The sequence below is a fragment of the Pseudomonas sp. Ors-4-3C genome (assembly GCF_055755035.1).
The window spans coordinates 1826208-1851326 of sequence record NZ_CM146900.1; the positions used below are offsets into that span (position 1 = coordinate 1826208).

At 61.3% G+C, this 25119-nt stretch carries 22 protein-coding genes; 13 read left to right on the top strand and 9 right to left on the bottom strand.

Annotated elements, in window-relative coordinates; translation table 11 throughout:
• Nucleotide 1 precedes the first annotated feature (1 nt).
• The 6 genes from ACVHNU_RS08285 to gloB all read right to left on the bottom strand — a co-directional run bounded on the left by ACVHNU_RS08285 (nt 2) and on the right by gloB (nt 8395).
• Complete coding sequence (locus ACVHNU_RS08285; protein WP_473019420.1) at nt 2-1021, bottom strand: ABC transporter permease; 1020 nt, start codon at nt 1019-1021, stop codon at nt 2-4.
• 1 nt (nt 1022) lies between these two features.
• On the bottom strand, nt 1023-2096 hold the full coding sequence (locus ACVHNU_RS08290; protein ID WP_003224148.1) for a microcin C ABC transporter permease YejB: 1074 nt from the start codon (nt 2094-2096) through the stop codon (nt 1023-1025).
• A gap of 4 nt (nt 2097-2100) precedes the next feature.
• The gene (locus ACVHNU_RS08295; RefSeq protein ID WP_473019421.1) at nt 2101-3942 is read right to left on the bottom strand and encodes an extracellular solute-binding protein; all 1842 of its coding nucleotides are present in this window, start codon (nt 3940-3942) and stop codon (nt 2101-2103) included.
• Nucleotides 3939-5771: an extracellular solute-binding protein gene (locus ACVHNU_RS08300; RefSeq protein WP_473019422.1), complete on the bottom strand. Its 1833-nt coding sequence runs from the start codon at nt 5769-5771 to the stop codon at nt 3939-3941. Before ACVHNU_RS08300 ends, ACVHNU_RS08295 begins: the two co-directional genes overlap by 4 nt.
• A gap of 290 nt (nt 5772-6061) precedes the next feature.
• Nucleotides 6062-7528 (bottom strand): LysM peptidoglycan-binding domain-containing protein, encoded by a 1467-nt coding sequence (locus ACVHNU_RS08305; RefSeq protein ID WP_003224155.1) that lies wholly within the window; start codon nt 7526-7528, stop codon nt 6062-6064.
• A gap of 99 nt (nt 7529-7627) precedes the next feature.
• Nucleotides 7628-8395 carry a hydroxyacylglutathione hydrolase gene (gene gloB, locus ACVHNU_RS08310; protein ID WP_103485056.1) on the bottom strand — a complete coding sequence of 256 codons (768 nt, stop codon included), beginning with the start codon at nt 8393-8395 and terminating at the stop codon, nt 7628-7630.
• 66 nt (nt 8396-8461) lie between these two features.
• On the opposite strand from gloB, the gene ACVHNU_RS08315 reads away from it, so the two are divergent.
• The 5 genes from ACVHNU_RS08315 (at nt 8462) to ACVHNU_RS08335 (ending at nt 13871) form a co-directional block, all read left to right on the top strand.
• Nucleotides 8462-9220, top strand: a complete 759-nt coding sequence (locus tag ACVHNU_RS08315; RefSeq protein ID WP_003224159.1) for a methyltransferase domain-containing protein — start codon at nt 8462-8464, stop codon at nt 9218-9220.
• A 91-nt stretch (nt 9221-9311) separates the two neighbouring features.
• Nucleotides 9312-9773, top strand: coding sequence for a ribonuclease HI (gene rnhA, locus ACVHNU_RS08320; RefSeq protein ID WP_103521759.1), 462 nt, complete (start codon nt 9312-9314; stop codon nt 9771-9773).
• Nucleotides 9774-9984: 211 nt separating this feature from the next.
• Entirely contained in the window at nt 9985-10743 is a 759-nt protein-coding gene (dnaQ, locus tag ACVHNU_RS08325) for a DNA polymerase III subunit epsilon (protein ID WP_003224164.1), read from the top strand.
• Between the two features lie 243 nt (nt 10744-10986).
• Nucleotides 10987-13242: an Orn/Lys/Arg family decarboxylase gene (locus ACVHNU_RS08330; RefSeq protein WP_003224166.1), complete on the top strand. Its 2256-nt coding sequence runs from the start codon at nt 10987-10989 to the stop codon at nt 13240-13242.
• Nucleotides 13243-13256: 14 nt separating this feature from the next.
• A complete protein-coding gene (locus ACVHNU_RS08335) occupies nt 13257-13871 on the top strand; it encodes a GNAT family N-acetyltransferase (protein ID WP_003224167.1) in 615 nt (204 codons plus the stop codon).
• Here the strand turns inward: ACVHNU_RS08335 and ACVHNU_RS08340 are convergent.
• The gene (locus ACVHNU_RS08340; RefSeq protein ID WP_473019423.1) at nt 13837-14730 is read right to left on the bottom strand and encodes a LysR substrate-binding domain-containing protein; all 894 of its coding nucleotides are present in this window, start codon (nt 14728-14730) and stop codon (nt 13837-13839) included. The genes ACVHNU_RS08335 and ACVHNU_RS08340 overlap by 35 nt on opposite strands.
• Before the next feature lie 85 nt (nt 14731-14815).
• Nucleotides 14816-15052 (bottom strand): hypothetical protein, encoded by a 237-nt coding sequence (locus ACVHNU_RS08345; RefSeq protein WP_003224168.1) that lies wholly within the window; start codon nt 15050-15052, stop codon nt 14816-14818.
• Between the two features lie 183 nt (nt 15053-15235).
• Here ACVHNU_RS08345 and ACVHNU_RS08350 point away from each other — a divergent pair, with 183 nt between their 5' ends.
• Both ACVHNU_RS08350 and ACVHNU_RS08355 read left to right on the top strand, forming a co-directional pair.
• Nucleotides 15236-15793 (top strand): NADPH-dependent FMN reductase, encoded by a 558-nt coding sequence (locus tag ACVHNU_RS08350; protein ID WP_003224170.1) that lies wholly within the window; start codon nt 15236-15238, stop codon nt 15791-15793.
• A gap of 160 nt (nt 15794-15953) precedes the next feature.
• On the top strand, nt 15954-17237 hold the full coding sequence (locus tag ACVHNU_RS08355) for an arsenic transporter (RefSeq protein WP_473019424.1): 1284 nt from the start codon (nt 15954-15956) through the stop codon (nt 17235-17237).
• 103 nt (nt 17238-17340) lie between these two features.
• Here the strand turns inward: ACVHNU_RS08355 and ACVHNU_RS08360 are convergent, their stop codons facing one another.
• The gene (locus ACVHNU_RS08360; protein WP_103521068.1) at nt 17341-18291 is read right to left on the bottom strand and encodes a DUF1853 family protein; all 951 of its coding nucleotides are present in this window, start codon (nt 18289-18291) and stop codon (nt 17341-17343) included.
• A 115-nt stretch (nt 18292-18406) separates the two neighbouring features.
• Between ACVHNU_RS08360 and ACVHNU_RS08365 the strand changes: the two genes are divergently transcribed.
• From ACVHNU_RS08365 to pepN, 6 genes are read left to right on the top strand one after another with little or no spacing between them, the layout of a single operon-like run.
• The gene (locus ACVHNU_RS08365; RefSeq protein WP_003224174.1) at nt 18407-19297 is read left to right on the top strand and encodes an NAD(+) kinase; all 891 of its coding nucleotides are present in this window, start codon (nt 18407-18409) and stop codon (nt 19295-19297) included.
• Nucleotides 19294-20268 carry a metallophosphoesterase gene (locus ACVHNU_RS08370; RefSeq protein WP_473020055.1) on the top strand — a complete coding sequence of 325 codons (975 nt, stop codon included), beginning with the start codon at nt 19294-19296 and terminating at the stop codon, nt 20266-20268. Before ACVHNU_RS08365 ends, ACVHNU_RS08370 begins: the two co-directional genes overlap by 4 nt.
• Complete coding sequence (locus tag ACVHNU_RS08375; protein ID WP_103485044.1) at nt 20265-21134, top strand: rhomboid family intramembrane serine protease; 870 nt, start codon at nt 20265-20267, stop codon at nt 21132-21134. The genes ACVHNU_RS08370 and ACVHNU_RS08375 overlap by 4 nt, the downstream gene beginning before the upstream one ends.
• 33 nt (nt 21135-21167) lie before the next feature.
• Nucleotides 21168-21428 carry a YeaC family protein gene (locus ACVHNU_RS08380; RefSeq protein WP_003224178.1) on the top strand — a complete coding sequence of 87 codons (261 nt, stop codon included), beginning with the start codon at nt 21168-21170 and terminating at the stop codon, nt 21426-21428.
• A complete protein-coding gene (locus tag ACVHNU_RS08385; RefSeq protein WP_473019425.1) occupies nt 21425-22255 on the top strand; it encodes a DUF2797 domain-containing protein in 831 nt (276 codons plus the stop codon). The genes ACVHNU_RS08380 and ACVHNU_RS08385 overlap by 4 nt, the downstream gene beginning before the upstream one ends.
• 10 nt (nt 22256-22265) lie before the next feature.
• Entirely contained in the window at nt 22266-24923 is a 2658-nt protein-coding gene (pepN, locus tag ACVHNU_RS08390; RefSeq protein WP_473019426.1) for an aminopeptidase N, read from the top strand.
• The last annotated feature ends 196 nt before the right edge of the window (nt 24924-25119 follow it).

Here is a 25119-nt window from a genome sequence, read left to right on the forward strand (position 1 = left end):
TTCACTTCCTCGGGTCGAAGGCATCGCGAGCGGACTCGCCGATAAACACCAGCAGACTTAACATCAGCGCCAGCACGGCGAACGCGCTAATGCCCAGCCACGGTGCCTGGAGGTTGGATTTGCCCTGGGCCACCAGTTCACCCAGCGACGGGCTGCCGGCCGGCAAGCCGAAGCCGAGGAAATCCAGCGCAGTCAGGGTGCCGATGGCGCCGGTGAGGATGAACGGCATGAAGGTCATGGTCGAAACCATGGCGTTGGGCAGAATATGGCGGAACATGATCGCACCGTTCTGCATGCCCAGCGCCCGCGCGGCGCGCACGTATTCTAGGTTGCGCCCGCGCAGGAACTCGGCGCGCACCACGTCGACCAGACTCATCCACGAGAACAACAGCATGATCCCCAGCAGCCACCAGAAATTCGGCTGGACGAAACTGGCGAGGATGATCAGCAGGTACAGCACTGGCAATCCCGACCAGATCTCCAGAAAGCGTTGCCCGGCCAGATCGACCCAGCCGCCATAGAAACCCTGCAGCGCGCCGGCAATCACGCCGATGATCGAGCTGAGCACGGTCAGCGTCAGGGCAAACAGTACGGAAATGCGGAAGCCGTAGATCACCCGTGCCAGCACATCGCGGCCCTGATCGTCAGTGCCGAGCAGGTTGTCCGCCGACGGCGGGGCCGGGGCCGGGACTTTCAGGTCGTAGTTGATGCTTTGGTAGCTGTAGGGGATCGGCGCCCACAACACCCACGCATCCTTGGCCTTGAACAGTTCGCGGATGTACGGGCTCTTGTAGTTGGCTTCCAGCGGGAATTCGCCGCCGAAGGTGGTTTCCGGGTAGCGCTTGATCGCCGGGAAGTACCAGTGGTTGTCGTAATGCACCACCAGCGGCTTGTCGTTGGCGATCAGCTCGGCACCGAGGCTCAGGCCGAACAGGATCAGGAACAGCCACAGCGACCACCAGCCACGCTTGTTGGCCTTGAACAGTTCGAACCGGCGGCGATTGAGAGGGGACAGGTTCATCTCAATGCTCCCGGCTGGCGAAGTCGATGCGCGGATCGACCAGGGTGTAGGTGAGGTCGCCGATCAGTTTCACCACCAGACCGAGCAGGGTGAAGATGAACAGGGTGCCGAACACCACCGGGTAATCGCGGTTGATCGCCGCTTCGAAGCTCATCAGGCCGAGGCCGTCGAGGGAGAAGATCACCTCCACCAGCAACGAGCCGGTGAAGAAGATGCCGATGAACGCTGACGGGAACCCGGCAATCACCAGCAGCATGGCGTTGCGGAACACGTGGCCGTAGAGCACGCGATTACGCGTCAGGCCCTTGGCCTTGGCGGTGACCACGTACTGCTTGTTGATCTCGTCGAGGAAGCTGTTTTTGGTCAGCAGGGTCATGGTCGCGAAGTTGCCGATCACCAGTGCCGTCACCGGCAGCGCGAGGTGCCAGAAGTAGTCGAGGATCTTGCCGCCCAGGCTCAGTTCATCGAAGTTGTTCGAGGTCAGCCCGCGTAGCGGGAACCAGTCCAGATAACTGCCGCCGGCAAACACCACGATCAGCAGAATCGCAAAGAGGAACGCCGGAATCGCATAGCCGATGATGATCGCCGAACTGGTCCACACGTCGAAGTGGCTGCCGTGCCGCGTGGCCTTGGCGATCCCCAGCGGGATCGACACCAGGTACATGATCAGCGTGCTCCACAGCCCAAGCGAGATCGATACCGGCATCTTTTCCTTGATCAGGTCGATGACCTTGGCGTCGCGGAAAAAACTGTCGCCGAAATCCAGCTTCGCGTAGTTCTTGACCATGATCCACAGGCGTTCCGGGGCCGACTTGTCGAACCCGTACATGTGCTCGATTTCCTTGATCAGTGCCGGGTCCAGACCTTGCGCGCCGCGATAGGCGGAGCCGGCCACCGACACTTCGGCACCGCCACCGGCGATGCGGCTGGTGGCGCCTTCGAAGCCTTCGAGCTTGGCGATCATCTGCTCCACCGGGCCGCCGGGCGCGGCCTGGATGATCACGAAGTTGATCAGCAGAATGCCGAACAGGGTAGGGATGATCAGCAGCAGTCGCCGAAAAATATACGCCAGCATCTGATTACTCCGTGCCCACAGGGTCGGCTTGCAGTTTGGTTTCGACTTCTATGGCGGGTTTCGCGTCAGGCTTGACCCACCAGGTGTTAATCCCGATGTCGTATTTGGGCGAGACTTTTGGGTGGCCGATGTGATTCCAGTAGGCCACGCGCCAGGTCTTGATGTGCCAGTTGGGGATCACGTAATAGCCCCATTGCAGCACCCGATCCAGCGCCCGGGCGTGAGCCACGAGGCTGCTGCGCGAGTCGGCGTTGATCAGGTTTTCCACCAGGTGATCGACGATCGGGTCCTTCAGGCCCATGGTATTGCGGCTGCTCGGTTTGTCGGCGGCGGTGCTCATCCAGAATTCGCGTTGCTCGTTACCCGGTGAGTTGGACTGCGGGAAGCTGCCGACGATCATGTCGAAGTCCCGCGAGCGCACACGGTTGATGTACTGCGAAACATCGACACGGCGGATCACCAGATCGATGCCGAGGTCGGCCAGGTTGCGCTTGAACGGCAGCAGCACGCGTTCGAATTCGGTCTGCGCGAGGAGGAATTCGATGACCACCGGTTTGCCGCTGGCGTCGACCATTTTGTCGTCGACGATCTTCCAGCCAGCCTCTTGCAACAGCTGATAGGCCTCGCGCTGCTGGGCGCGGATCATGCCGCTGGCGTCGGTCTTGGGGTTTTCGAAGGCTTCGCTGAACACCTGGGCCGGGAGCTTGCTGCGAAACGGTTCGAGGATCGCCCGTTGCTCGGCGTCGGGCAGGCCGGTGGCGGCCATTTCCGAGTTCTCGAAGTAACTGCGGGTGCGGAAGTAGGCACCGTTGAACAGCTGTTTATTGGTCCATTCGAAATCAAACAGCAGGCCGAGCGCCTGACGCACCCGCACATCCTGAAACACCGGACGGCGCAGGTTGTAAACGAAGCCCTGCATGCCGGTCGGGTTGCTGTTGGCGATCTGTTCCTTGATCAAGCGACCTTCGGTGACCGCCGGGATGTTGTAAGCGTTGGCCCAGTTCTTCGCGGTCATTTCCAGCCAGTAATCGAACTGGCCGGCCTTCAGCGCTTCGACGGCGACGGTGTTGTCGCGGTAGTAATCGGTGGTCATCACGTCGAAGTTGTAGAACCCGCGATTGACCGGCAGGTCCTTGCCCCAGTAGTCCTTGACCCGTTCATAGCGCACCGAGCGCCCGGCTTTCACTTCGGCGACCTTGTACGGGCCGCTGCCCAGCGGAATCTCCAGATTGCCTTTGGTGAAATCGCGATTGGCCCACCAGTGTTTCGGCAGCACCGGGAGCTGACCGAGAATCAGCGGTAACTCGCGATTGTTGTTGTGCTTGAACTTGAACAACACTTTGAGCGGATCTTCGGCGATGGCTTCGTCGACATCGCTGTAGTAGCCACGAAACAGCGGCGAGCCGTCCTTGGTCAGGGTCTGGAAGCTGAACACCACGTCCTCGGCGCGCACCGGGTGGCCGTCGTTGAAGCGAGCTTCCGGGCGCAGGTAGAAACGCACCCAACTGTTGTCCGGGGCTTTTTCGATTTTGGCGGCAATCAGGCCGTATTCGGTGAACGGTTCGTCGAGGCTGTGCTTGGTCAGGGTGTCGTAGATCTGCCCGACGTCATCGGCCGGCACGCCTTTGCTGATGAACGGGTTGAGGCTGTCGAAGCCGCCGAATCCGGCCTGGCGGAAGATCCCGCCCTTGGGCGCGTCGGGGTTCACGTAGTCGAAGTTCTTGAAGTCGGCCGGGTACTTCGGCGGCTCGTTGTACAGGGTCACGGCGTGTTGCGGGGCGGCGCAGGCCAGCCCGGCGAACAGCAGACCGCTGGCCTGCACAAGCAGGGCGCGGATGGCGTTCATTGAGCTTTCTCCGAAGATTTCAGCCACCACGTGTTCAGACCCAGGGTGTAGGGCGGCGTGGTGACGAAGGCCAACCGGTCGCGGTAGGCCAGTCGGTGATAATTGAGGTACCAGTTGGGAATGCTGTAGTGCTGCCACAACAGCACGCGGTCCAGCGCCTTGCCGGCGGCAACTTGTTCGTCGCGGGTTTGCGCGGCGAGCAACTGTTCGAGCAGGTGATCGACCACCGGGTTGGCGATGCCCGCGTAATTCTTGCTGCCCTTGACCCCGACCTGACTGGAATGGAAATACTGCCATTGCTCCAGGCCCGGGCTGAGGGTCTGGTTGAGCGTCATCAGGATCATGTCGAAATCGAACTGGTCCAGACGCTGTTTGTACTGCGCGCGATCCACTGTGCGCAGGCGCGCGTCGATACCGATGCTGTTGAGGTTCTCGATGTACGGCTGGAGGATCCGCTCAAGGTTCGGGTTGACCAGCAGCAGTTCGAAGCTCAGCGGCTGGCCCTTCGCGTTTTGCAGGCGCTGGCCATTGAGTTTCCAGCCGGCCTCGGCGAGCAGCGCCAGGGCCTTGCGCATGGTTTCCCGGGGGATGCCGCGGCCATCGGTCTGCGGCAGGCTGAACGGTTCAGTGAGCAGCTTCGCCGGCAATTGATCCTTGTACGGCTTGAGCATCAGCCATTCATGGCCGATCGGCAGGCCGCTGGCGCTGAACTCGCTGTTGGGGTAGTAGCTGGTGGAGCGTTGGTAGGCGTCGCTGAAAAGTGCCCGGTTGGTCCACTCGAAGTCGAACATCAGGCCCATGGCTTCACGGACTTTGACGTCAGCAAAGGTCGGGCGCCGGGTGTTCATGAACAGCCCCTGGCTCTGCGTCGGGATCTGGTGCGGGATCTGCGCCTTGATTACCTCGCCACGGCGCACCGCCGGGAAGTTGTAGCCGTTGGCCCAGTTCTTCGCCTGATGCTCGATGTAGATGTCGAATTCGCCGGCCTTGAACGCTTCGAACGCCACGTCGCTGTCGCGGTAGAACTCGACTTCCATGCGATCGAAGTTGTACTTGCCGCGATTGACCGGCAGATCCTTGCCCCAGTAATCCTTGACCCGCTCGAAAATCAGCTGCCGCCCCGGCGTCACCGAGGTGATGCGGTACGGGCCGCTGCCCAGTGGTGGCTCGAAGGTAGTGGCCTTGAAGTCGCGATCCTTCCAGTAATGCTGCGGCAGCACTGGCAACTCACCGAGGCGCAGGATCAGCAGCGGATTGCCGGCGCGCTTCATCACGAAGCGGATGCGCTGCGGGTTGAGGATGTCCACGCGTGACACTTCCTGCAAGGCGGTGCGGTACAGCGGATGACCTTCCTTGAGCAGCAAGCGATAGGAGAACGCCACGTCGTAGGCGGTGATCGGTGTGCCATCGTGAAAGCGTGCTTCCGGGCGCAGATTGAACACCACCCAGCTGCGATCTTCGCTGTACTCCACCGATTGCGCGATCAAGCCATAGCTCGACGCCGGTTCGTCACCGGACGGCGAATACTGGCCGGTGCCGATCATCAGCGGTTCGTTCAGCTCATTGATGCCGTACTGCAGGAAATTCGGGGTGGTCACCGGGCTGGTGCCCTTGAAGGTGTACGGATTGACCGTATCGAAGGTGCCGAACGCCATCACCCGCAACGTACCGCCCTTGGGCGCTTGCGGGTTGACCCAGTCGAAGTGGGTAAATCTGGCCGGGTACTTGAGCGTGCCGAACTGCGCATAACCGTGACTCTCGGTAATCGTCGCGCTTGCGGGTGAGCTCAAGGCCAGGCTGATCAGGAGCAGGAGGAGGGGACGCTTCAAGTCAGATCCGATCCAGGCGGCTTGGGCTTTGTGGGCCGTACAGTAACAGCTTGTCTGGACAGGAAAAAGATAGCGGGTTAATGGGCTGTTAATCGGCGAGCAATGCTTACCCGGTTTGCATTGTAGTGAGGGGATTCATCCCCGATGGACTGCGCAGCAGTCCCCGTGGTTTTTGGAAGGCAGGGGCCGCTTCGCGCCCCATCGGGGATAAATCCCCTCACCACAAGGAATCCATCGGGGACAATAATTCTGGCAATAAAAAAAGCCCCTGAAATTCAGGGGCTCTTCTGTCAATGCGGCTGGTAAACCGTGAGCATCTGCCCAGGCTTGAGGGCCTTGCCGGCACCCGGGTTCCAGCGCTTGAGATGCTGCATCTCGACGTTGAAACGCTTGGCCACCACATACAAGGTGTCGCCACGCTTGACCTTGTACTGGGTCTGCTGCTGGCTGTCAGCCTTGCCTTTGGTCTTGCTGTTGGCCGCGATCACGGTGTTGACCCGGCCACTGTTGCGAGCCGGGGCGCGCTTGGTGGTGTCTTGCATCACCAGGGTCTGGCCGACCTTGAGGTTCTTGCCGGACAACTTGTTCCAGCGTTGCAGATCCTTGACTTCGACCTTGTTGGCCTTGGCAATGGAACCGAGGTTGTCACCGCGCTTGACCCGATAGGCGCGCTTGAGCTTCGCCACTTCACTTGGATCGGCCCCGTCGAACACCGGCTTCAGCGAGCGCGGGCTGATCAGTTCTTCAGGTCGCATGGTCTGCAGGCTGGCGGTCAGCAGTTGCGCCTTGGAGGTTGGCACCAGCAGGTGCTGGGGGCCGTCGATGGTGGTGCGCTGCTTGAATGCCGGATTGAGCTGGAACAGTTCGTCTTCGTCGATGTTGGCCACCGCCGCGACCTTGGACAGGTCCATGCGCTGGTTGATTTCGACGACCTGGAAATACGGTTCGTTGGCGATCGGGTTGAGATTCACCCCGTATGCTTCCGGGGCCAGTACCACTTGCGACAAGGCCAGCAGTTTGGGCACGTAGGCCTGGGTTTCTGCCGGCAGCGACGACAGGTTCCAGTAGTCGGTTGGCAGACCGAGCTTTTCGTTACGTTCGATGGCACGGCTGACGGTGCCTTCACCCGCGTTATAGGCGGCCAGGGCCAGCAGCCAGTCACCGTTGAACATGTCATGCAGGCGGGTCAGGTAGTCCATCGCTGCGGTGGTCGAGGCAGTGATATCGCGACGGCCATCATAAAAGCGGGTCTGGCGCAGGTTGTAGTAGCGGCCGGTGGACGGAATGAATTGCCACAGGCCCGAAGCATCGGCCCGGGAGTAGGCCATCGGGTTGTAGGCGCTCTCGATCACTGGCAGCAGGGCCAGTTCCAGCGGCATGTTGCGCTCTTCGAGACGCTCGACGATGTAATGAATGTAGAGACTGCCGCGTTCGCCGGCGTTTTCCAGAAAGGACGGGTTACTGGCAAACCACAGGCGCTGCTGCTCGATGCGCGGGTTGACGCCCAGGCCGTCCTGCAGCTGGAAACCACCGCGCATGCGCTCCCAGATGTCCTGAGGCACCTGCGGACTTGGCTTTTCGCTCAGCCAGATCGGCTTCTGCTTGGCTCGCGCAGCAATGTTCGGCGTATGGCTCGCCTCGGACTGCGGAGCATGGCTGGAGCAGCCCGCCAAAGTGGCGGACACAGCGACCGCGATGGCTTGAGCCAGGCGGGTCAACGTGTCTGAATTGACGGACTTACGTATGGATGACGACATTGGCTGGAAGTAAGTTCCGGGCAAAAATGTCGGGCGATTCTAGAAAGCGCACCCCCTGCGGTCAACCATTCAGAATTTTTGTACCAGATGGTGAGTCACTTAGAACGTATCTTTCCACGCCCGCAGAGCCGCAAAAACCTCACTCGGCGCCCGGTTTTGAGCGCCTGCCCGTTCGTCCACTTTTTGTGTAACTAATGTTTCAGTGGTACGCAAAAACGGATTGGTGAGCTTTTCCAGGGCCAGGGTCGAGGGCAGGGTCATCACGCCTTTTTCCCGTTGTTGGGTGACTTTTTCCAGACGGGCGGCAATGTCCGGGTTACTCGGTTCGACGGCCGCGGCAAATTTCAGATTGCTCAGGGTGTATTCATGGGTGCAATACACCAGCGTATCCTCGGGCAAGCTGGCGAGGCGGCTGAGCGAGTGGTGCATTTGCTCCGGCGTGCCTTCGAACAGGCGTCCGCAACCGGCGGCGAACAGGGTGTCGCCGCAAAACAGCAGGCCGTGGTGGTAATAGGCGATGTGGCCGAGGGTGTGACCGGGCACCGCATAGACATCGAAGTCCCAGCCGAGGACGCTGACCTTGTCGTTGTCCTTGAGCGCCACGTCGCGCCCCGGGATGTTTTCGCTGGCCGGGCCGTAGACTTTGGCGCCGCTCGCCGCTTTCAGGCGTTCGACGCCGCCGACGTGATCGTGATGGTGATGGGTGATCAGAATGTCGCTCAACACCCAGCCCGGGTGCGCGGCCAGCCAGGCCTGAACCGGCGCGGCATCGCCCGGGTCGACCACGGCGCAGCGCTGGGTGCGGTGATCCTGTAACAACCAGATGTAGTTGTCGGTGAACGCGGGCAGGGCACTGATCTGTATCATCGTCGGAATTCGCCAAGCGGAAAACATTGGCGCATCTTAGAGCTTCTAGCGGCGTTGGAGAATGACATGACCGATAAAGCGTTCGCTCAGGCCGATCCCGACTGGCTGGCGTTGATCGGCGCGGCCCGAGAATGGCTGGCCGGCCCGCTCGGGCAATTTCTGCTGGATGAAGAACGGCGCATGCTCGAGGACGAGTTGGGGCGGTTCTTCGGCGGCTACCTGGTGCATTACGGGCCGTCGGCCCAGACTCCGCCGTCGGCGCCGCAGGTGCAGCGCAACGTGCGGCTCGGCGCGCCATTGCCGGGGGTCGAGATCGTCTGCGAGGAACAGGCCTGGCCATTGAGTGAGCACGCTGCCGACGTGGTGGTGTTGCAGCACGGTCTGGATTTCTGTCTGTCGCCCCACGGTTTGCTGCGCGAAGCGGCAAGCAGCGTGCGCCCCGGCGGGCATCTGCTGATCATCGGCATCAACCCCTGGAGCACCTGGGGCTTGCGCCATGTATTCGCCCACGACGCGTTGCGTCAGGCACGCTGCATCTCGCCGTCGCGGGTGGCCGACTGGCTCAATCTGCTGGGCTTTGCGCTGGAGAAACGCCGCTTCGGGTGCTATCGTCCGCCGCTCGCGTCGCCCAAGTGGCAGGCCCGACTGGCCGGCTGGGAACGCAAGGCCGGCGACTGGCAACTGTCGGGCGGTGGCTTCTATTTATTGGTCGCGCGCAAGATCGTGGTTGGCCTGCGTCCGGTGCGTCAGGAGCGCCGCGAGCCAATGGGCAAGCTGATTCCGCTGCCGATGGCCAAGGTCAACCGCCGTCGTATCGAACCGTAAACCTTCTTTTTATAGTGGCCGGACTGGTTCCGGCCGCGGCCATCGTCGATCCGCGATTGACGGGGCCAGGCATTTTTCTGGATAGAGTGGCATGAGCGAAAGCGTCGATAGCGTAGAACTGTTTACCGACGGTGCCTGCAAGGGCAACCCCGGCCCGGGCGGCTGGGGCGCCTTGCTGGTGTGCAAGGGCGTCGAAAAGGAACTGTGGGGCGGCGAAGCCAACACCACCAACAATCGCATGGAGCTGCTCGGCGCCATCCGTGGCCTCGAAGCCTTGAAGCGGCCGTGCGAAGTGCTGCTGGTGACCGACTCGCAATACGTGATGAAGGGCATCAACGAGTGGATGGCCAACTGGAAAAAACGCGGCTGGAAGACAGCGGCGAAAGAACCGGTGAAAAACGCCGACCTGTGGAAAGAGCTGGATGAGCAGGTCAACCGGCACAACGTTACCTGGAAGTGGGTGCGCGGGCACATTGGTCACCACGGTAACGAACGGGCTGACCAGTTGGCCAACCGTGGGGTGGATGAGGTTCGCGGGTACAAGCAGAGCTGATTCCCTCCGTTGCACCGAGTCGTGGCCTTCGCGAGCAAGCCCGCTCCCACACTGGATCTCCTGCGTACATCAACATTGTGACCACCGCAGATCCTGAGTGGGAGCGGGCTTGCTCGCGAATGGGCGCGACACGGTCTGACTGAAACACCCCCACCGAGCGTGTTAACATCGCCGCTTTTGCACGATTGACCCCGTTGAGAATTGAACACTGATGGCCACCAGATCCGTTGTACTCGATACCGAAACCACCGGCATGCCGGTGACCGATGGTCACCGGATCATTGAAATCGGCTGTGTCGAACTGATCGGTCGGCGCCTGACGGGCCGGCACTTTCACGTCTATCTGCAACCGGATCGCGAGAGTGACGAGGGCGCGATCGGCGTCCACGGCATCACCAACGAATTCCTCGTCGGCAAGCCACGTTTCGCCGAAGTCGCCGACGAGTTCTTCGAGTTCATCAACGGCGCGCAGCTGATCATCCATAACGCGGCGTTCGACGTTGGCTTCATCAACAACGAATTCGCCTTGATGGGTCAGCACGATCGCGCTGACATCACCCGGCATTGCACCATCCTCGACACCCTGATGATGGCCCGGGAACGTCACCCGGGGCAGCGCAACAGCCTTGACGCGTTGTGCAAACGTTATGGCGTCGACAACTCCGGCCGTGAATTGCACGGCGCCTTGCTCGACTCGGAGATTCTCGCCGACGTCTACCTGACCATGACCGGTGGCCAGACCAGCCTGTCGCTGGCCGGCAACGCTTCCGACGGCAATGGTACGGGTGAGGGCGCGGACAACTCCGCCACGGAAATCCGCCGTCTGCCGGCGGATCGTCAGCCTGCGCGGATCATTCGGGCGACGGAAGAGGAACTGGCGGCGCATATGGCGCGACTCGAAATCATCGCCAAATCTGCGGGTGGCCCGGCGTTGTGGACGCAGATCGCCGAGGCTGACGCTCAGGCCTGAACACATTTTGTGGCGAGGGAGCTTGCTCCCGCTTGGCTGCGAAGCAGTCATAAAACCTGAATGCACATTGCTGCTGAACGAATACCAGGGGCCGCTTCGCGCCCCAGCGGGAGCAAGCTCCCTCGCCACAAAAGCCGAGTCAGGCGCATGAAGCCAACTGGCCACCCTCGCCACTTTCGCTGCAACCCTCTACCCTGAGTGCATTGGCAGACTTTGATCTGCCGCCTCGGGACACTGAGCCTCATGTACAAAGATTTGAAGTTTCCGGTGTTGATCGTCCACCGCGACATCAAGGCCGACACGGTCGCCGGTGACCGTATCCGTGGCATCGCCCGGGAGTTGGAGCAGGAAGGTTTCAATATCGTTTCGGCCATCGACTACACCGAAGGTCGGTTGGTGGCCTCGACCCATCATGGTCTGGCGTGCATGCTGATCGCTGCCGAAGACGCCAGCACCCATTCCCATCTCTTACAAAACATGGCCGAACTGATCGGTCTGGCGCGGGTGCGCGCGCCGGATCTGCCGATCTTTGCTCTGGGCGAACAGGTCACCCTGGAAAACGCCCCGGCCGATGCCATGGCCGAGCTCAATCAACTGCGCGGCATTCTCTATCTGTTCGAAGACACCGTGCCGTTTCTGGCGCGGCAAGTGGCGCGGGCGGCGCGAAAATATCTGGATGGTCTGCTGCCGCCGTTCTTCAAGGCACTGGTGCAGCACACTGCCGATTCCAACTATTCGTGGCACACCCCCGGTCATGGCGGCGGCGTGGCCTATCACAAGAGCCCGGTGGGGCAGGCGTTTCATCAGTTCTTTGGTGAAAACACCCTGCGTTCGGACTTGTCGGTATCGGTGCCGGAGCTCGGTTCGCTGCTCGATCACACCGGCCCGCTCGCTGAAGCGGAAGAGCGTGCGGCGCGCAACTTCGGCGCCGATCACACGTTTTTCGTGATCAATGGCACCTCGACCGCCAACAAGATCGTCTGGCATTCGATGGTCGGCCGTGATGATTTGGTGTTGGTGGATCGCAACTGCCACAAGTCAGTGCTGCACGCGATCATCATGACCGGCGCGATCCCGCTGTACCTGTGCCCGGAGCGCAATGAGCTGGGGATCATCGGCCCGATTCCGCTGAGCGAATTCAGCCGCGAATCGATCCAGGCCAAAATCGACGCCAGCCCGTTGACCAAGGGCCGTGCGCCGAAAGTCAAACTGGCGGTGGTGACCAACTCGACCTACGACGGCTTGTGCTACAACGCCGAGCTGATCAAGCAGAGCCTGGGCAACAGCGTGGAAGTCCTGCATTTCGACGAGGCGTGGTACGCCTACGCGGCGTTTCACGAGTTCTTCGCCGGGCGTTATGGCATGGCCACCTCGCGCACAGAAGACAGCCCGCTGGTGTTCACCACTCATTCCACCCATAAGCTGCTTGCTGCGTTCAGCCAGGCCTCGATGATTCATGTGCAGGACGGCGGTGCGCGGCAACTGGACCGTGACCGTTTCAACGAAGCGTTCATGATGCACATCTCGACCTCGCCGCAGTACAGCATCATCGCTTCGCTGGATGTCGCTTCGGCGATGATGGAGGGCCCGGCCGGACGTTCGCTGTTGCAGGAAACCTTTGATGAAGCCCTGAGTTTTCGGCGGGCGCTGGCCAATCTGCGCCAGCACATTGCGGCGGATGACTGGTGGTTCTCGATCTGGCAGCCGCCGGGCGTCGAAGGTATCGACCGGGTGCAGACCGAAGACTGGCTATTGCAGCCGGACGCCGACTGGCATGGCTTTGGTGAAGTCAGCGACGACTATGTGCTGCTCGACCCGATCAAAGTGACCCTGGTGATGCCCGGTTTGAATGCCGGCGGCGCGCTGAGCGAGAAGGGCATTCCGGCGGCGGTGGTCAGCAAATTCCTATGGGAGCGCGGACTGGTGGTGGAGAAGACCGGGCTGTATTCGTTCCTGGTGCTGTTCTCCATGGGCATCACCAAGGGCAAATGGAGCACGCTGCTCACCGAGTTGCTGGAGTTCAAGCGCAGTTACGACGCCAACGTCAGTCTGGCCACTTGCCTGCCTTGCGTGGCGCAGCAAGACACCGCGCGCTACCGCGGCATGGGCCTGCGTGACCTGTGCGATCAACTGCACGCCTGTTACCGCAGCAACGCCACCGCCAAGCATCTGAAACGCATGTACACGGTACTGCCGGAAATCGCCATGAAACCGGCCCACGCCTACGATCATCTGGTGCGTGGCGAAGTCGAGGCGGTGCCGATCGATGAGCTGGAAGGGCGGATTGCAGCGGTGATGCTGGTGCCGTATCCACCGGGGATTCCGTTGATCATGCCGGGCGAACGCTTTACCGAGGCGACCCGCTCGATCATCGACTACCTGAAGTTTGCCCGCACGTTCGATAGCAGCTTCCCCGGTTTTGTCGCTGATGTGCATGGACTGCAACATGAAGACGAGGGCAATGGGCGGCAGTACACCGTCGATTGCGTCAAGGAATGAGGACTTTTCCGAGTATGCAACCGGTCATGAATCCGAAATACCCAGGGCTGTCGGTGCGCGTCGCCGACGATGGTTTCGCGGCGTACATCTGGGGTAGCGACTTCAGTTTCGAGGTCGCCGCGTACGGCGCGGCAGTCATTGGCCAACCGGTCGAGCGCTGGGCGGTGACGCCGATCGTGCCATACCGCAAGTGCTACGGCATCGATCCTGAAGAGTTCAGCAGCTATCGCGATGGCGCCGACAGCGCGATCTTCATGGCGTATCTGGATGACGAGCCGGTCGGCCATCTGGTGATCAGCACCAACTGGAACGGCTTTGCCCACATCGATGAGCTGGCGGTGCACGCCCCGGCGCGCCGGCATGGTGTGGCCAAGGCGTTGCTGGATGTCGCGCAGTTCTGGAGTCGCAAGAAGAAACTGCCGGGGATCATGCTCGAAACCCAGAACAACAACCTCGGTGCCTGTCGCTTGTATGAACGTTGCGGCTACGAGATTGGCGGTATCGACCATTTGCGTTATCGCGGGATAGACCCGAACACCGCGGAAATCGCGCTGTTCTGGTATCGACTGTTCGATAACCCGCTGGAAAACCCGCTCAGCTCGCCAGCATCGCCTCGGCTTGTTCCGTGACGATCGCCAGCAGCGTCTGAATCGCTGCCGGCGTGGCGCTGTGTCGATAGGTCAGGGCAAACAGGCTGATCGGCACCGCCGGTGACAACGGGCAGACATCCAGTCCGCCGGCCCGTGCGCCGAGGGCGGTGAACGGGTCGACGATGGCCAGGCCTTCGCCGGCCTCGACCATGCTGCGCATCATCTGATGGGTTTGCACCCGGGTCTGAATGCTCGGCGCCGGGCGCAGGGCCTGGAGTTTGTTCTCCAGCGCCGGGCTCAACGGGTCGTGGCCTTCGAGGCCGACCATCGCCTGGCCGGCGAGATCCTGCAGGGAAATGTATTTCTGCTTCGGTTGCAGCCAGCCGTGGGGCGCGAGCAGTTGCAGCTTGCCGTGGGCCAGCGGCTGCGCATGGATATCGGGATGTTCCGGATCGTGCAGGCTCAGGCCCAGATCGCTTTCGCGCAGCAGCAGACTGCGGACGATGTCGCACGTGGGCGAACTGAGCAAGCGGCAGGGGGCATCGGGCAAGCGCCGGCGCAGCAGCGCGATGCTTTGCGGCAACAGGTGGTGCGCCAGCGGCGGCGTGCCGATGATGCGCAGGGGTGGGGCGAGGTATTGCTTGAGGCTGCTGGCCAGCCGTTGCACCGGTTCCAGCGCTTGATAGACGTGAGCAATTTCCACCTGCAACGCCCGCGCTTCAGGCGTCGACTGCAGGCGGCCACGGACGCTGGCGAACAGCATGAACCCCAACTGACTCTCGGCTTCGCGCAATCGCTCTTCGACGTCGGCCACCGGCAGTTGCAGCCATTCGGCGGCGGTGCCCAGGTGACCGGTCTGCAAGAGCGCCTGAATCACTTCGATATGACGTAAACGCATGCGTGAAGTCCATGTTCAGCAGGTGGGGTCAGTGGCTGAATCCTACCCCAAGTCTGCGCATATGACTTCTGCTCATAACGCGCGGTTATTGAGCGGCGGTTGTCTCAGGTTCGCGGATCAGCGTGATGTCCGACTGAACCAGCAAAAACTCGCTGTCACTGAGCTTTTTGACGCGATCGCCAATAGCCAGCTTGTAGGTGGTGACAGGCTCCATGCCGGTGAGACCGTCTGCCGACGGGGTGGATTCCTGGAACTCATGCACGGAATAAACGCGGCCTTCCGCATCTCTTGCATGGAACTGACCGACGAGTACTGCTGCCATCTGCTTAGAACCTCTGGAGATAAAACACTTGATTTGCGGCTTGGTAGACCGTCATCAAGCCCTGTAAGTTTTCCTACAGGAAAAAAATAATCAGCGCGGAGGAATTTCCTTCGCTCACTGGTGGAATCGGCTTCGGATCATCTATAACTACTGGCTCTTCCCTCCGACAGTCGAGAGTCTTCCATGAGCAATGTCTACAACGTCGCTGTAGTCGTCGGCAGCCTGCGCAAAGCATCGATCAACCGCAAAGTCGCACTGGCGCTGGCCGAGCTGGCACCGGCGAACCTCAAACTGAAGATTGTCGAAATAGGCGATCTGCCACTTTATAACGAAGACATCGACGGCGATTCACCGCCCGCAGCCTACAGCACTTTTCGCCAGGAAGTCGGCTCTTCCGACGCGGTGCTGTTTGTCACCCCGGAATATAACCGCTCCGTGCCGGCACCTTTGAAGAATGCGATTGACGTGGGCTCACGGCCTTATGGCAAAAGCGTCTGGGGCGGCAAACCGGGTGCGGTGATCAGCGTGTCGCCGGGGGCGATTGGCGGTTTTGGCGCCAACCAGCATTTGCGCCAGTCCTTCGTGTTTCTCAATGTGCCATGCATGCAGCAGCCCGAGGCGTATCTGGGTGGGGCGGGTTCGGCGTTTGACGAGGCGGGCAAGCTGAGCGAGTCGGTCAAGCCGTTCCTGCAGAACTTCATCAATGCGTATGGGGAATTTGTGGAACAACACAAGAAATAATCGGGTCAGAGCTGCGACAAACCAGAGATCCTGTGGGAGCGGGCTTGCTCGCGAAGGCGGTGTGTCAGATGACAACTTTGTGTCTGACCTGGCGCCTTCGCGAGCAAGCCCGCTCCCACATTTGGATCTCCACTCATTGAATAATTGAAGGCTGTCGCGAATGCTCGCTGCGTCACTGATCTTCCTGCTGACCATCACCCTTGTCATCTGGCAACCCAAAGGCCTCGGGGTCGGCTGGAGCGCGACGCTCGGCGCGGTGCTGGCCCTGATCTTCGGCGTCGTGCACCTGAGCGACATTCCGCTGGTGTGGCAGATCATCTGGAACGCCACCGGCACCTTCGTCGCGCTGATCATCATCAGCCTGTTGCTCGACGAAGCCGGGTTCTTCGCCTGGGCCGCGCTGCACGTGGCGCGCTGGGGGCGGGGCAGTGGGCGCAAGCTGTTTGCCTACATGGTGCTGCTCGGCGCGCTGGTATCGGCGCTGTTCGCCAATGACGGCGCGGCGCTGATCCTCACCCCGATCGTGATTTCGATGCTGCTGGCGCTGCGCTTTTCCCCGGCGGCGACCCTCGCGTTCGTCATGGGCGCCGGTTTTATCGCCGACACCGCGAGCCTGCCGCTAGTAGTGTCGAACCTGGTCAACATCGTTTCGGCGGACTTCTTCCACATTGGCTTCAACCGCTATGCGGCTGTGATGGTGCCGGTCAACTTCGTCAGCGTGGCCGCAACGCTCGCCGTACTGATGTGGTTCTTCCGCCGCGACATTCCCAAGGCCTACGACCCCGAACAGCTTGACCTGCCGCACACGGCGATCCACGACAAAGCCACGTTCTACGCCGGTTGGGTGGTGCTGGTGATTCTGTTGATCGGCTGCTTCTTCCTCGAACAGTTGGGCATCCCGATCAGCGCGATCTCGGCGGTCTGCGCGGCGCTGCTGCTGGGGATCGCCGCCCGAGGCCACAAGATTTCCACGCGCAAGGTGCTGAAAGAAGCACCGTGGCAGATCGTGATTTTCTCGCTGGGCATGTATCTGGTGGTCTATGGCCTGCGCAATGCCGGACTCACCGGGTATCTGGCCGGCTGGCTGGATGTGTTCGCCGGGTACGGCGTATGGGGCGCGGCGCTGGGCACAGGGGTGCTGACGGCACTGCTGTCGTCGATCATGAACAACTTGCCGACGGTGCTGATCGGCTTGTTGTCGATCGATGCGAGTCAGGCCAGCGGTGTGGTCAAGGAAGCGATGATCTATGCCAACGTGATCGGCAGCGACCTGGGGCCGAAGATCACCCCGATCGGCAGTCTGGCGACCTTGCTCTGGCTGCATGTGCTGGCGCGCAAGGATATCCGGATTGGTTGGGGGTATTACTTCAAGGTCGGGATTGTGCTGACGGTGCCGGTGTTGCTGATTACCTTGGCGGCTTTGGCGCTGCGGCTTTCGCTTTAAACCGAGTTGCCCCTATCGCGAGCAGGCTCACTCCTACCTTGGAATGCGTTCCCCTGTGGGAGTGAGCCTGCTCGCGATAGGGCCGGTTAAGGCACTACAACTCTCACACCTGCCCCGGTACATTCGGCCAAAGATCCGCCACCAGAAACAACCGCTCCGCCTCTTCCCATTCGCCCTGCGCATTCTCGGTCAGGCGCACCAGCAGTTGCGCCGGGGCCATCGGTTCCAGGTCATCCAGCCACATCTGCAGGTGTTCGGCGCTCCAGGTCTGATCCGCCGGATAGTGCGCCGGCGCCAGCCACGCATGGCGGGGCAGGGGTTGCCAGCGGCCGGCCGGACGTTGAGCGACGAACGCCGGCCAGTCCTTCTGATGCAGCCAACTGCCACGCAGGTGCTGCGGATGCGCGCCTCTGGGCGGTTCGGCCTGACCGGGCCACGGATACAGCAGATATCCGCCCAGCCACAGCTGCGCACTGAACACTTCGATGTCCAGCTTGGCCAGCGCCTCGCGGCTTTCCGGGCGCGCCGAGATCGGCAGTTGATGTTCGGCCAGATGCGCCAGTTTGCGGTCGAGCCGATCGTGACAGCCCGGCCCCAGCCACTGCGCCGGGTCGTGGCCGTTGCCCTCCTGCGGGCCGAGGTAGAGCTTGATCGCCAATTCCAGGTGATGCACGCCGTCGCGGTCGCGCAGCAGCATATCGAGTTCGCCGAGGGTGTGGCCTTCGCGGCGGATCGGCAGGTTGGCGGCAATCAGCTCGATGCCCGGCGCATGCTCCACGGCAAACTGCCACAACCGCTCGTAATACAGGCCCAGCCGCCGGGTTCGCGCCTGCGCCAGCCAGTGCAGCAAGCCATAACTGTCGCGATCCAGTTGCCGCAGCCAGTGCTCCAGACGCGCGGGATCGCTCACCCAATCGCTGCCGGCCAGCGGATGGCGCTGCGGCCACGGCGTCGCGGCCAACATTGGCGGGGCGAGAATCACCCACGCCAGGTCACGCACTTCCGGATGGCGTAATTGGTGTGGCAACTGGAGCAAGTCGGGAAACAGGATCATCTTGCGAGCATAGCCTTAAACACGAGCGCACCCTTGTGGCTGAAAGGATTTTGTCTATGGCGGGCTTTCGCCCATAATCGTGCTTTTCGCGTTTTCGATTGTCCGCAGAGGTCCCATGGAGCAATTTCGTAATATCGGCATCATCGGTCGCCTGGGCAGTTCGCAGGTGCTGGATACCGTCCGCCGACTGAAACGCTTTCTGCTCGATCGTCACCTGCACGTGATTCTCGAAGACACCATCGCCGAAGTTCTGCCGGGCCACGGCCTGCAGACCTCGTCACGCAAGATGCTCGGCGAAGTCTGCGACATGGTCATCGTCGTCGGCGGTGACGGCAGCCTGCTCGGCGCCGCTCGCGCATTGGCCAAGCACAATATTCCGGTGCTGGGGATCAACCGTGGCAGCCTCGGTTTTCTCACCGACATTCGCCCCGATGAACTGGAAGTCGAAGTGGCCAAGGTGCTCGACGGCCATTATCTGGTGGAAAACCGCTTCCTGCTGCAAGCCGAAGTTCGCCGGCATGCCGAGGCCATTGGCCAGGGCGATGCGCTGAACGACGTGGTACTGCACCCGGGCAAATCGACGCGGATGATCGAGTTCGAGCTGTACATCGACGGCCAGTTCGTCTGCAGCCAGAAGGCCGACGGCCTGATCGTCGCCACGCCGACCGGTTCCACCGCGTATGCGCTGTCCGCCGGTGGCCCGATCATGCATCCCAAGCTCGATGCCATTGTGATCGTGCCGATGTACCCCCATATGTTGTCGAGCCGGCCAATTGTGGTCGACGGCAACAGTGAGCTGAAAATCGTCGTGTCGAAAAACATGCAGATTTACCCGCAAGTCTCCTGCGACGGGCAGAACCACTTCACCTGCGCGCCGGGCGACACCATCACCGTGAGCAAGAAAGCGCAGAAGCTGCGACTGATTCACCCGCTCGACCACAACTACTACGAAGTCTGCCGGACCAAGCTCGGCTGGGGCAGCAAGTTGGGTGGTGGAGGCGACTGATGCTCGATCCCGCGCGCAGTTATGACTTGATTGGTGACGTGCACGGATGCGCCCTGACCCTCGAACACTTGCTTGACCGTCTCGGTTACCACAAGCAGGGCGGGGTCTGGCGGCATCCATCGCGCATGGCCGTGTTCGTCGGCGACATCATCGACCGTGGCCCGCGGATACGCGAGGCGCTGCACATTGTCCACGACATGGTCGTGGCCGGGCAGGCGCTGTGCATCATGGGCAACCACGAATTCAACGCCCTGGGCTGGAGCACGCCGGCGCCTCCGGGCAGTGGCAAGCAGTTCGTCCGTGAGCACACGCCGCGCCATGCGCGCCTGCTGCAGGAAACCCTGACCCAGTTCGATGGGCACCCCGGTGACTGGCACGATTTCCAGCGCTGGTTCTACCAACTGCCGCTGTTTGTCGACGCCGGACGTTTCCGCGTGGTGCACGCTTGCTGGGATGCCGGACTGATCGAACCGTTGCGTGCGCTGTTTCCCGATGGCTGCATCGACGAGCATTTTCTGCAGGCCTCGGCGGTTCCGGACAGCTTCGCCTGCACGGTGTTTGATCGACTGCTGCGCGGCACCGACATGCGCCTGCCGGATGGCTTGACCATGACCAGCGGCGACGGTCTGGTGCGTTCGTTCTTCCGTACCAAGTTCTGGGAAGACGACCCGAAAACCTACGGTGACATCGTCTTCCAGCCGGATGCACTGCCGGAGCCGGTGGCGCAGAAGCCGCTGACTTCGAGTGAAAAAAACAACCTGCTGCGCTATGGCATTGATGAGCCATTGCTGTTCGTCGGCCACTACTGGCGCAGCGGCAAACCGGCGCCGATCCGCCCGAACCTCGCGTGTCTCGATTACAGCGCGGTGCTCTACGGCAAACTGGTGGCCTATCGTCTGGATCAGGAAACACGCCTGGATCCGCATAAATTTGTCTGGGTCGATGTCGAGCGGCCGGAGGTGCTGCAATGAGTGCGGTAGCGGTATTGCGTCTGCCGTTGGCGGTGGATCTGAGCGGTTTCGTCAAACTGCTGCAACGGATGCAGGTGCCGCACCGGGTCAGCGAAGAGGCGGGCGAGCAGGTGCTGTGGGCGCCGGCGGAAATCAGTGAGGACGTGCGGTCGCTGTACGAGCGCTTCCCGGCCGGTGACCCCGATCAACAGCTGGACATCCCGGTGGCCCCGACCTTCAAGCGTCCGGGCTTCGCCGAACAACTCAAACACGCCAAGGCCACCGGGTTCATCCTGCTGCTGAGCCTGCTGGTCGGCGGCCTGACATATCTGGGCGACAACCTGGATACCCTGCGCTGGCTGACCTTCCTCGATTTCCGCGTGGTCGGCGAGTACATCCACTTCACGCCGCTGGCCGACAGTCTGGCGGCGGGGCAGTGGTGGCGCCTGTTCACCCCGATGCTGCTGCACTTCGGCATTCTGCACCTGGCCATGAACGGCATGTGGTACTGGGAGCTGGGGCGGCGCATCGAATCGCGTCAGGGCAGCATCAATCTGCTCGGTCTGACGTTGTTGTTCAGCCTGGTGTCGAACTACGCGCAGTTTGCCTGGAGTGGCCCGAGCCTGTTCGGCGGCCTGTCCGGCGTGCTCTACGGATTGCTCGGCCACTGCTGGATTTTCCAGTTGCTGGCGCCGAACCCGGCGTATCGCCTGCCGCGTGGCGTGCTGGTGATGATGCTGGTGTGGCTGGTGATTTGCATGTCCGGGCTGGTCTCGATGATCGGTTTCGGCCAGATCGCCAACGCCGCGCACGTCAGCGGGTTACTCATCGGATGCCTCACCGGTTTGTTGGGCGGTTTGTATAACCGCCGTAAACTGGCCGCCTAAAATTTTCAGTGAATAAAGAGCACGGAGACCCAGATGTCCTCTTTTAACGACATGATCAAGAACATCACCCCGGACATCTACGAGAGCCTGAAACTGGCCGTGGAAATCGGCAAGTGGTCCGACGGTGGCAAACTCACCGCCGAACAGCGCGAGCTGTCGTTGCAGGCGATGATCGCCTGGGAAATCCAGAACCTGCCTGAAGACCAGCGCACCGGTTACATGGGCCCGCAGGAATGTGCGTCGAAGTCGATCGAAGTGCCGAATATCCTGTTCAAGTCGGATGCCATCCATTGATCGAGATTGGCCGCGGTGCAATCAGCAAAATGTCGGCGCGCCTGGACGGGCCGAATGTGCAATACGCGTTTCGTCTGGATGACGTCGAGGTGCCGGTCAATCCCATGATCGGCACCACGGTGCGTCTGGAGTACCTGGGGGCGATCCACTGCACCCATTGCGGGCGCAAGACCAAAACCAGTTTCAGCCAGGGTTACTGCTACCCGTGCATGACCAAACTGGCGCAGTGCGACATCTGCATCATGAGCCCGGAGCGCTGCCACTTCGAGGCCGGCACCTGCCGCGACCCGGTGTGGGGCCAGCAGTTCTGCATGACCGATCACGTGGTGTATCTGGCCAACTCGTCGGGGATCAAGGTCGGCATCACTCGCGCCACGCAGCTGCCGATCCGCTGGCTCGATCAGGGCGCGAGTCAGGCGCTGCCGATCATGCGTGTGTCGACGCGGCAACAGTCGGGTTTCGTCGAAGACCTGTTCCGCAGTCAGGTGGCCGACAAGACCAACTGGCGGGCCTTGCTCAAGGGCGATGCGGCGGCGGTGGATCTGGCCCAGGTGCGCGACCAGCTGTTCGACAGCTGTGCCGAAGGCCTGGACGGCTTGCAGCAGCGATTCGGCCTACAAGCTATTCAGAAGATTACCGATGTAGAACCTCTCGAAATCCGCTATCCGGTCGAGCAATACCCGGCCAAAATCGTCAGCTTCAACCTGGACAAGAACCCGATTGCCGAAGGCACGCTGCTGGGGATCAAGGGTCAGTACCTGATTTTTGACACCGGCGTGATCAACATTCGCAAATACACGGCCTATCAGCTCGCCGTGCATCAATAAGGATTCCAGCATGCGCACCGAACAACCGAAGATGATTTACCTGAAGGACTATCAGGCACCCGAGTACCTGATCGACGAGACGCACCTGACCTTCGAGCTGTTCGAGGACCACAGCCTGGTCCACGCGCAACTGGTGATGCGCCGCAACCCGGAGCGTGGCCCGGGCCTGCCGCCGCTGGTGCTCGACGGCCAGCAACTGGAGCTGCTGTCGGTGACCCTGGCCGACCAGGAACTGAGCGCCGGCGATTATCAGCTGACCGAAAACACCCTGACCCTGCAACCGGCCAGCGCCAGCTTCACGGTCGACACCAGCGTCAGGATCCACCCGGAAACCAACACCGCGCTGGAAGGCCTGTACAAGTCCGGCACGATGTTCTGCACCCAGTGCGAGGCCGAAGGCTTCCGCAAGATCACCTATTACCTCGACCGCCCGGACGTGATGAGCAAGTTCACCACCACGGTGGTCGCCGAACAGCACAGCTATCCGGTGCTGCTGTCCAACGGCAACCCGATTGCCTCGGGCCCTGGCGAAGATGGCCGGCACTGGGCGACCTGGGAAGACCCGTTCATGAAGCCGGCGTACCTGTTCGCGCTGGTGGCTGGTGATTTGTGGTGCGTCGAAGACACCTTCACCACCATGACCCAGCGCAATGTCGCGCTGCGCATCTACGTCGAGCCGGAAAACATCGACAAGTGCCAGCACGCGATGAACAGCCTGAAGAAGTCGATGCGCTGGGACGAAGAGGTCTACGGTCGCGAGTACGATCTGGACATCTTCATGATCGTCGCGGTCAACGATTTCAACATGGGCGCGATGGAGAACAAGGGTCTCAACATTTTCAACTCCAGCGCCGTGCTGGCTCGCGCCGAAACCGCCACCGACGCTGCGCACCAGCGGGTCGAGGCGATCGTCGCCCACGAATACTTCCACAACTGGTCGGGCAACCGCGTGACCTGCCGCGACTGGTTCCAGCTGTCGCTAAAGGAAGGCTTCACCGTGTTCCGCGACGCCGGTTTCTCCTCGGACATGAACTCGACCACGGTCAAGCGCATTCAGGACGTGGCGTACCTGCGTACCCACCAGTTCGCCGAAGATGCAGGTCCGATGGCTCATGCGGTGCGTCCGGACAGCTTCATCGAGATTTCCAACTTCTACACTCTGACCGTGTACGAAAAGGGCTCGGAAGTGGTCGGCATGATCCACACCCTGCTCGGCGCGGAAGGCTTCCGCAAAGGCAGTGACCTGTACTTCGAACGCCACGACGGCCAGGCCGTGACCTGCGACGATTTCGTCAAGGCCATGGAAGACGCCAACGGTGTCGACCTGACCCAGTTCAAGCGCTGGTACAGCCAGGCCGGCACACCGCGTCTGGCGGTCAGCGAATCCTACGACGCGGCGGCGAACACCTACAGCCTGACCTTCCGCCAGAGCTGCCCGGAAACCCCGGACAAGGTGGAAAAACTGCCGTTCGTGATCCCGGTCGAACTCGGTCTGCTCGACAGCAAAGGCAACGAGATTGCCCTGCGTCTGGCCGGTGAAGCATCGGCCCAGGGCACCAGCCGCGTGATCTCGGTGACCGAGGCTGAGCAGACCTTCACCTTCGTCGACATCGCTGAACACCCGCTGCCATCGTTGCTGCGTGGTTTCTCCGCACCGGTGAAACTGAGCTTCCCGTACAACCGCGACCAGTTGATGTTCCTGATGCAGCACGACAGTGACGGCTTCAATCGCTGGGATGCCGGTCAGCAGCTGTCGGTGCAGGTGCTGCAGGAACTGATCGCCCAGCAGCAGAAGGGCGAGCGCCTGGTGCTCGATCCGCGTCTGATCTCGGCGCTGAAAACCGTGCTGTCCGACGAGTCGCTGGATCAGGCCATGGTCGCCGAAATGCTCTCGCTGCCGAGCGAAGCCTATCTGACCGAAATCAGCGAAGTGGCGGATGTCGAGGCGATCCACTCCGCCCGCGAGTTTGCCCGCAAGCAACTGGCGGACAACCTGTTCGAAGCGCTGTGGCTGCGTTACCAGGCCAACCGTGATCTGTCGAAGCAAACACCGTATGTGGCCGAGGCCGAGCACTTTGCCCGTCGCGCGCTGCAGAACATTGCGCTGTCGTACCTGATGCTCAGCGGCAAGCCGGAAGTGCTGGCCGCTACGCAAGAACAGTTCGAAAACAGCGACAACATGACCGAGCGCCTGACCGCGCTGGCGGTGCTGGTCAACTCGCCGTTCGAAGAACAAAAGGCCAAAGCACTGGCGACTTTCGCCGAGCACTTCAAGGACAACCCGCTGGTCATGGATCAGTGGTTCAGCGTGCAGGCCGGCAGCACGCTGCCGGGCGGTCTGGAACGCGTGAAAGCCTTGATGCAGCACCCGGCGTTCAACATCAAGAACCCGAACAAGGTGCGTGCGCTGGTCGGTGCGTTTGCCGGGCAGAACCTGATCAACTTCCACGCCGCCGACGGTTCTGGCTACCGCTTCCTCGCGGATCTGGTGATCGAACTGAACGGCTTCAACCCGCAGATCGCCTCGCGCCAACTGGCGCCACTGACCCGCTGGCGTAAATACGACAGCGCCCGTCAGGCGTTGATGAAGGCTGAGCTGGAGCGGATTCTGGCTTCGGGGCAGTTGTCGAGCGATGTGTACGAAGTGGTGAGCAAAAGCCTGGCGTAACACGTAACGACATGTGGGAGCGGGCTTGCTCGCGAAAGCGGTGTGTCAGACACGGAGATGTCGACTGGTACACCGCATTCGCGAGCAAGCCCGCTCCCACAGTTATTTGCGTCGTACACAAACCCCTGTAGGAGCTGTCGAGTGCAACGAGGCTGCGATCTTTTGATTCTGGTTGTTTGAATCAGGATCAAAAGAT